The sequence below is a fragment of the Intrasporangium calvum genome (assembly GCF_028446585.1).
Lineage (GTDB): Bacteria > Actinomycetota > Actinomycetes > Actinomycetales > Dermatophilaceae > Intrasporangium > Intrasporangium calvum_A.
Map to the genome: position 1 here is coordinate 25,471 of NZ_JAPFQL010000083.1, position 6,336 is coordinate 31,806.

Consider the following 6,336-nt stretch of genomic DNA (forward strand, 5'->3'; position numbering starts at 1 on the left):
TCAGATCAGATCACCTGCGTCCGACGGCTGTCGAGTTCGGCGACGCGTTCACGACCCGCTTGCCGCGCCGACCGGGAAGTCGAGCCGCCGCACATGGGCGCCGTCAGCATCCACCCAGCGGAGGTCGATGCCCTGCCCGTCCAGCCGAGTCACCCAGGCGGCGGCCACAGCCGAGACCGGTCGCCCGGCACACTCTGCCGCGAGCCGGCGCAGCTGCGCGCCGTGCGCGACGTTGACGTGGTCGACGTCCGGAAGGCCCGGTGTGGGCATGGCGGCCGTGGAGTACTCGCCCGCCTCGAGCCGACGCGAGATCACCGGCTGCCCCGACTCGACGTACTCCAGCACGACGCTGGCCACCTCGAGGACGGCCGACGAGGGCGACGCGTCCGGGACGAGGACGCCGGTCACGTGGACGGTGACGCGGACCGGGGCGGCCCGGTGGTCCGTGACGTAGATCGTGGCTCCCCGGCCGAGGAGGTCCTCCGTCGCCACTCCCCCGGTCACGTCCACGACCGGCCGACCCTGGGCATCGACGCGGCGCAGGAGCGTGTCACGGCTGGGGAAACCCTCGACGCGCACGCACACCATCCCGGCCTCGGCGACGAGCATGCGGGCCAGAGCCCCGAGAGAGGTTGGCACGGGCGACGGCAAGCTCGGGTCCACGAACACAAGGCAAAGTTAGCCTTACCTAACTAGCCAATCAAGGACGGTGGGCCCGGCCGGTCTCGAACCGACGACACCCGCGGTGTAAACGCGGTGCTCTACCAACTGAGCTACAGGCCCGCGGACCCTGGCCCGTCTGGGAGGGGCGTGGTCCGGCGGCCCATTGTGTCAGGGTCCCCGCCGCCGCACGAACTGTTGCAGAGGCGCGACCTTCGAGCCCTCCCCAGCGGCCCGTTCAGCGGGCATGATGTGGCTCCATGGAGACCCGGCGCCGACGACCTCGCTGGTCCGAGCTGCGCCCGCTCGTCCGGATCCAGCCGCCGCGCCTCGGTTCGTCGGCCCGCCGACTGGCCGGTGCGGCGACGATCGGCGACCTGCGTGACCTCGCCCAGCGCCGCACGCCCCGCTCGGTCTTCGACTACGTCGACGGGGCCGCCGAGCAGGAGATCAGCCTGAGGCGCGCCCGCGAGGCGTTCGCGAGCGTGGAGTTCCGCCCCCGTGTGCTGCGCGACGTCAGCCTGGTCGAGGCCGGCCGGACCATCGTCGGCAGCCCGTCGAGCCTCCCGCTCGTCCTCGCCCCGACCGGCTTCACCCGGATGATGCATCACGCGGGCGAACGGGCCGTGGCCCGCGCCGCGGCGCGAGCCGGGATCCCCTATGCCCTCTCGACCATGGGGACCGTCTCTGTCGAGGACGTGGCCGCGGCCGCACCCCGCTCCCAGCTGTGGTTCCAGCTCTACCTCTGGAAGGACCGGGCCGCCTCGCTCGATCTCATCCAACGCGCCGCCGCCTCGGGGTACTCCACCCTCGTCCTCACCGTCGACACGGCGGTCGCCGGTCGCAGGCTGCGCGACGTGCGCAACGGGCTGACCATCCCGCCCGCCCTCTCGGTGCGGACCCTCGCCGACATGTCCCTCCACCCCGCGTGGTGGTTCAACCTCCTGACGACCGAGCCGCTCGAGTTCGCCTCGCTGCGTGACTCCGGCGGGACGGTGGCCGACCTCGTCGACCGGATGTTCGACCCCTCCGCATCCATCGCCGACCTCGCCTGGATCCGGGAGCAGTGGCCGGGGCGCGTCGTCGTCAAGGGCATCCAGGACCCCGACGACGCGGTGGCCGTCGCCGACCTCGGCATCGACGGCATCGTCGTCTCCAACCACGGTGGACGACAGCTCGACCGGTCCGTCACCCCTCTGGAGGTCCTGCCGGAGGTCGTGGCGGCCGTGGCCGGGCGCACCGAGGTGCTCCTCGACACCGGCATCACGGACGGGGCCGACATCGTCGCCGCCGTCGCCAACGGCGCCTCCGGCTGCCTGGTCGGGCGCGCCTATCTCTACGGCCTCATGGCCGGCGGAGAGGCTGGCGTCGACCGCGCCCTGGCCATCCTCCGGGACCAGGTGACCCGGACGATGCGACTGCTGGGCGTGAGCTCCCTCGACGAGCTGACCCCCGAGCACGCCGTCATCCGCACGGCCCGCCACCAGCCAGCGGCCCACCCGCCACCCCAGACTCCATGACATCCGCCGGCCACCCCCGACCGGCGGCACATCCCCATTCAGGAGGAACCATGCGTACCAAGCTCTTCAGCGTCGCCGTGGCGGCCACGGCGACGCTCGCCCTCGCCGCGTGCGGTGGCGGCAACGGCGACGGCGGTGGCGGGGGCCAGACCGGCGCCGCCGGCGGGCTCAAGGGCCAGGGATCCGGCGAGTCCTGCACGATCTCGCAGGCCGTCCCGGTCGGTGCCGCGCTCAGCCTCACCGGCGCAGCCGGCAGCTACGGCACCTCCCAGCAGAAGGGGCTCGAGCTCGCGGCCGAGCAGCTCAACGCCAAGGGCGGTGTGAAGTACGACGTCAAGATCGAGGACGACCAGACAGACCCGCGTCAGGGCATCACCGTCTTCGAGGGCTTCGTCAACGGGGGCAAGAGCATCATCATCGGCCCGACCCTGTCCAACACCGCCTTCCAGGCGCAGCCGGTCGCGCAGGAGGGCAAGACGCCCGTCCTGGCCATCTCCAACACCGCCAAGGGCATCACCGCACAGGGCGACTACATCTTCCGCGACTCGCTCACCGAGGCCCAGGTCATCCCCCAGACCGTCAAGAAGGCCAAGGAGAAGTTCAGCCTGGCCAAGGTCGTCGTGATGTACAGCAACGACGACGCCTTCACCAAGTCCGGCTTCGAGGTCTTCGACGCGGCACTCAAGACCGAGGGCGTGCAGGTCCTCGAGACGATCACCTTCTCCAAGGCCGACACCGACTTCCGCGCCCTGCTCACCCAGGCCAAGGGCCAGAGCCCCGACGCCATCGTCGTGTCCGGTCTCATCGAGGCCGCCATCCCGCTCGTGACCCAGGCGCGCGAGCTCGGCATCACCGTCCCCATCATCGGCGGCAACGGCTTCAACAACCCGAAGCTGATGGCCGACGCCGGTGAGGCCGCCGAGGGGGTCGTCGTCGGCGCGGCGTGGAACTCCGCGTCCGCGAACGAGCTCAACGCCGGGTTCATCAAGGACTTCCAGACGAAGTTCAACGCGGCGCCCGACCAGTTCGCCGCGCAGGCGCACGCCGGCCTCACGCTCATCGACCACGCGGTCCGCTCCGGCTGCTCCGCCGAGCGCGACGCGATCCGCGACGGGCTGAGCAAGATCAGCAACGTGCCCACCGTCCTCGGCGACGTGTCCATCAACGCGGACCGGGACGCCGAGCACCCCGCCGTGGTCCAGGTCGTCGAGGGCGGCAAGTTCACCGTCCTCCAGTGACCGCCGACCGGGCCGGGGCCGCTCCGTGGGAGCCCGCCCCGGCCCGGTCCGCCCGGCGTCGCCCGCACCCAGAAGGACCTCCATGCAGCAGCTCCTCAACGGCGTGTTCATCGGATCGATCTACGCGCTGTTCGCCATTGGCTTCACCCTCGTCTTCGGCATCCTCGACCGGCTCAACCTCGCTCACCCCTCGGTCTTCGCCGTATCCGCCTTCGTCGGCATCGAGCTCGTCGCCGAAGGCGGCCTCTCCGTCTGGGTGACGCTACCGATCCTGCTCGTTGTCGGAGCCGTCCTCGGTCTCGTCATCGAGCGCGTCGCCTTCCGCCCGCTCAAGAACCGGCCTGACGCCCACTTCGCCGGCCTGATCTCGTCGATCGCGCTCGCCGGCATGTTCATCGCCCTGCTCCAATGGCGATACGGCCCGGACACCCGACGGTTCCCCGCCGGGTCTTTCCCCGAGACGCCGATCCAGTTCGCCGGAGTGTCGGTCACCGTGCTCCAGGTGTCGATCCTGCTCATCTCGATCGCGCTGATGGTGGGCCTCACCTGGCTCGTCGCTCGGTCCCGCCTCGGCCGTGGCATGCGGGCCATCGCCGAGAACCCCACCGCGGCAAGGGTGCTCGGAGTCAATGTCGACCGTGTCACCGCCGTGACGTTCGCGATCTCGTCTGCCCTCGGAGCCGTCGCCGGAGCCCTGTACGCCATGAACGTGAACTCCGCGCAGCTCGGCATGGGGGCCGCGATCGAGCTCAAGGGACTCGCGGTGATCATCGTGGGCGGGATGGGCTCGCTGCCCGGCGCGCTCATCGGCGGGCTCGCCCTCGGGCTGGCCGAGGTCTTCGCCGTCCAGTACATCGGCTCGTCGTGGCGCGACCTCATCGCCTTCGGCCTGCTCTTCCTGATCCTCCTCGTGCGGCCGCAGGGCCTCTTCGGCGCCCGCAAGGTCAGGGAGGTCTGATGCTCACCGACGCCACCCTGACCTTCGTCGCCCTCGGCGCGATCTTCGCCTACTCCTTCTACGCGGTGCTCGTCGCCGGCCAGCTCAGCCTCGGGCAGGCCGGCTTCGCCTCCCTCGCGGCCTTCACCGCGGCCTCCCTGACCCCGAAGCCCAGCGAGATCGGCGAGATCCCGGCGCTGCTCCTGGCCATCGTCATCGGGATGGCCGTCGGCTCCGCTGCCGCGGTCGTCCTGGGACTGCCGACCATGCACCTGCGAGGGGTCTTCCTCGCCATCGCGACACTCGCCTTCGCCGAGGCGGTGCGCATCCTCATCCTCAACCAGGAGTGGACGGGCGGGGCCCAGGGAATGTCGGTGCCGAAGGTGCTGACGCCGGGCATCGCCTGGGTCGTCCTGGCCCTGGTCGCATACTGGTTCGCCCGGATGGGCCGCTCACGCTACGGCCGGGCGCTCGAGGCCATCCGCGAGGACGAGCTGGCCGCCCGGGCCATGGGCATCGACGTCGGCCGGCACCGCCTCATGGCCTTCGTCACCGCCGGCGCCGTGGCCGGCCTCTACGGTGTGCTGTGGGCCTACTACGTCCGGCTCATCGCCCCAGAGGACTTCGGCTTCACGGCCGCCATCGACGGACTCGTCACGGCGGTCGTCGGTGGCTCCACGATGTTCGTCGGACCGCTGCTCGGCAGCGGCTTCCAGACACTCATCCCCGAGATCCAGCGAGCGCTCGGCGTCGAGGCGGGCTGGATCAGGCCCTTCGTCGCGAGCGCGCTGCTGCTCGTCATCATCCTCTTCCTGCCCGGGGGACTCGCGAGCCTCGTGCGTCGTCGGGTGCGGCTGCCCAAGAAGCACTCGCCCACGGGCGAGCGGGCCCTGCGGACCCGCGTCCACCCCGGTCGTGGCGAGGTCGTCGCCTCGCTCGAAGGGCTGTCCAAGGAGTACGGCGGCGTGCACGCCGTCGAGAAGGTCGACCTCGAACTGCGCAGCGGCGAAGTCGTCGGGCTCATCGGCCCCAACGGCGCCGGCAAGACGACGCTCGTCAACATGATCAGCGGCCTGCTCCACCCGACGTCGGGCCACGCCACAGTGCTCGGCACCAAGGTGGGGCGCGTGCCCGTGCACCGGGTAGCGCAGGCGGGCGTGAGCCGGACCTTCCAGCACTCCAAGCTGTTCAACCGGCTCTCCGCCCTGGAGAACGTCCTGGTCGGCGGACACCTCGTCAGCCGGCCGACCTTCCTCCGTCGCCTGCTCTGGCTGCCATCGGCACGGCGCGACGAGCTCGCCGCGCTCGACCACGCCGCCCGCTGTCTCGAAAGGGTCGGCCTCACCGACCTCGCCAGCAGCCGCGCCTCGTCACTCTCCTACGGCGACCAGCGCCGTCTCGAGATCGCCCGCGCTCTCGCGTCCGACCCGAGCCTGCTCATCCTCGACGAGCCCGCCGCGGGGATGAACCACGTCGAGGCCAACCGGCTGTCGGACCTCATCGGCTCGCTCGCCGCGGACGGCCTGACCATCCTGCTCATCGAGCACAACGTCGGCATGGTGCTCAGCACGTGCGACCGCATTGTCGTGCTCAACTTCGGCAAGGTCATCGCCTCGGGGACGCCAGACGAGGTCGCAGCCAACCCCACGGTCATCGAGGCCTACTTGGGGTCCGCAGAGGCTGAGTCCCGACCGACTGACCGCACCGAGGGAAGCCACGCATGAGCCAGCCCAGCCCCCTGCCCTCGGGCAACCCGTCAGCCCCCGTCCTCCTCGTCGAGGACCTCCACGTCGCCTACGGTCGCGTCGAGGCCGTCCGTGGAGTCTCGTTCTCCGTGGAGCCGGGCGCGCTCGTCACGCTCGTCGGCGCCAACGGCGCCGGCAAGTCGTCCATCATCAACGCCATCTCAGGACTGCTCCGACCCAAGTCCGGTCGAATCACGTTCGAGGGCAAGGACATCACCCGCACCCCGTCGCACCGA

At 70.8% G+C, this 6,336-nt stretch carries 6 protein-coding genes and 1 tRNA gene; 5 read left to right on the forward strand and 2 right to left on the reverse strand.

Going from position 1 to position 6,336, the window contains the following annotated elements:
• Nucleotides 1–48: 48 nt before the first annotated feature.
• Nucleotides 49–639: a hypothetical protein gene (locus OO014_RS16120; RefSeq protein ID WP_272463345.1), complete on the reverse strand. Its 591-nt coding sequence runs from the start codon at nt 637–639 to the stop codon at nt 49–51.
• 71 nt (nt 640–710) lie between these two features.
• Nucleotides 711–783: transfer RNA gene (locus OO014_RS16125), tRNA-Val, on the reverse strand.
• 137 nt (nt 784–920) lie between these two features.
• Here OO014_RS16125 and OO014_RS16130 point away from each other — a divergent pair.
• The 5 genes from OO014_RS16130 to OO014_RS16150 all read left to right on the forward strand — a co-directional run.
• A complete protein-coding gene (locus OO014_RS16130; RefSeq protein ID WP_272463346.1) occupies nt 921–2,180 on the forward strand; it encodes an alpha-hydroxy acid oxidase in 1,260 nt (419 codons plus the stop codon).
• Between the two features lie 50 nt (nt 2,181–2,230).
• Nucleotides 2,231–3,418: an ABC transporter substrate-binding protein gene (locus tag OO014_RS16135; RefSeq protein ID WP_272463347.1), complete on the forward strand. Its 1,188-nt coding sequence runs from the start codon at nt 2,231–2,233 to the stop codon at nt 3,416–3,418.
• 82 nt (nt 3,419–3,500) lie between these two features.
• The gene (locus tag OO014_RS16140; protein ID WP_272463348.1) at nt 3,501–4,376 is read left to right on the forward strand and encodes a branched-chain amino acid ABC transporter permease; all 876 of its coding nucleotides are present in this window, start codon (nt 3,501–3,503) and stop codon (nt 4,374–4,376) included.
• On the forward strand, nt 4,376–6,079 hold the full coding sequence (locus tag OO014_RS16145; RefSeq protein WP_272463349.1) for an ATP-binding cassette domain-containing protein: 1,704 nt from the start codon (nt 4,376–4,378) through the stop codon (nt 6,077–6,079). The genes OO014_RS16140 and OO014_RS16145 overlap by 1 nt, the downstream gene beginning before the upstream one ends.
• A partial coding sequence (locus OO014_RS16150) for an ATP-binding cassette domain-containing protein (protein WP_272463350.1) occupies nt 6,076–6,336 on the forward strand: 261 nt, incomplete at its 3' end. The genes OO014_RS16145 and OO014_RS16150, both read left to right, overlap by 4 nt.